General features: G+C 51.2%; 1 protein-coding gene. It reads left to right on the forward strand.

All coding sequences use genetic code 11. From position 1 onward, the window contains the following. The coding region (locus PN838_RS00005) for a beta strand repeat-containing protein (RefSeq protein WP_370660994.1) at window positions 1-1,859 on the forward strand (1,859 nt) is incomplete at both ends.

Genomic DNA, 1,859 nt, shown 5'->3' on the forward strand with positions numbered 1-1,859 from the left:
CAATACCAACGCATTAGGCTTAGTCACTACCACATCAGGCAGTGTTACGATTGAAAATGCGGGTGCATTAATGGTTGAAGGCATCATGGGCAGCTTAGTTGTGACCAATGCCACCAGTGTTGCCGATAGTGGCATGTTAGATATTGCTGGGACATCAACAATCGATACCAGCACGTCAAATGGTGCGGTGGTGTTAGACCAAGATACCAACAATCTTGTTGGACTCGTAACTGTGACGTCGGGCTCGGGTGATATCACCGTAGATAATGCGACCACTGACTTAGGTTTAGCGGTAACAAACACAGGTTCAGTGACAGTTGAAAACGCCGGTGGTGTATCGGTTGCAGGTTCAATGGGTAGCTTTACAGTAAGCAACGCGACCAGCGTCAATGACAGTGCCACGGTAACGATTGTTGGCGCGACAAACATTACCACGACTGACGGAGCCGTGAACCTAGACGACGATGCCAATAACTTAGGTGGCACGGTTACCGTATCATCAGGTACGGGGGCAATTACGCTTGATAATAATACTAACGCCCTTGATGTTGTCACAACATCAAGTGGTGCGGTCACGATTGAAGATGCAGGTGCCTTAACGGTAGCGGGCTCAATGGGCAGCTTTATGGTGACGGATGCCGATAGTGTAAACGATACGGCAACGGTGATGGTTACAGGTGCAACATCGATAGATACGTCAGGTGCTAACGGCTCAGTAATATTAGATGATGACAGCAACGCGCTAAGTGGCACAGTTACGATAGCGGCGGGCACAGGTGACATCACGCTGGATAATGATGCGACGGATTTAGCCTTAGTGGTCACGAGCGGTAATGATGTGACGATAGAAGATGCGGGCATGGTTGACCTGCAAGGGTCGGTAGGCAATAACTTATTGGTGAGCAGCTCAACGGGTATCACTGATAGCGGCACATTAATGGTGGCGGGTACGACAGGATTAACCACCACAGGCGATGGCAGTGTGGTGCTTGATGGCGATACAAATGCCTTAACGGGTGTGGTGACGGTATCAAGTGGCGCGGGCGATATTACGCTGGATAATGGCACAACGGCACTGAGCTTGGTGAGCACATCAAGTGGCATGGTGACGATAGAAGATGCGGCGGCATTGGCGGTTGAAGGGTCAATGGGCAGCTTTGTTGTGACAGAAGCGGACAGTGTTACGGACAGCGGTGCGTTAGCAATAACAGGGGCGAGTACGATAGATACGAGCGGCGCTAATGGCTCGGTGATATTGGATGAAGATACGAATGCGTTAGGCGGCACGGTGACGGTGAGCAGTGGCTCAGGGGCGGTGACGTTAGACAATAATACAACGGCCCTGGATGTGGTTGCGAGCACAACGGGTGCGTTAACGATAGAAGATGCAGGGGCCTTGACGTTATCAGGTAGCTTAGGCAGCTTGATGGTGACAGAAGCGGACAGTGTTGCAGACAGTGCGATGTTGGCGGTAACGGGTACGACAGATATCACGACAGTGAGCAATGGCTCGGTGATATTGGATGAAGATACAAATAACCTTGCGGGTGCGGTGACGGTGAGCAGTGGCTCAGGTGCTATCACGTTAGACAATGCGACAAACGACTTGGCGTTAACCAGCACATCAAGTGGCGCAGTAACGGTTGAAAATGCAGGGGCGTTAACGGTTGCGGGCACGATGGGCAGCTTTAATGTCACCAATGCAACAAGTGTAAATGACAGTGCAACGTTGGCGGTCACGGGCACAACGACAATAGATACGAGCACGTCAAATGGCTCGGTGATGTTGGACGACGATGCAAATAACCTCGGTGGTGCCGTGAGCATAACTGCAGGTACGGGCAACATTACGTTAGATA

The organism is Psychrosphaera algicola (genome assembly GCF_028401425.1).
In the GTDB taxonomy this organism is placed as follows: domain Bacteria; phylum Pseudomonadota; class Gammaproteobacteria; order Enterobacterales; family Alteromonadaceae; genus Psychrosphaera; species Psychrosphaera algicola.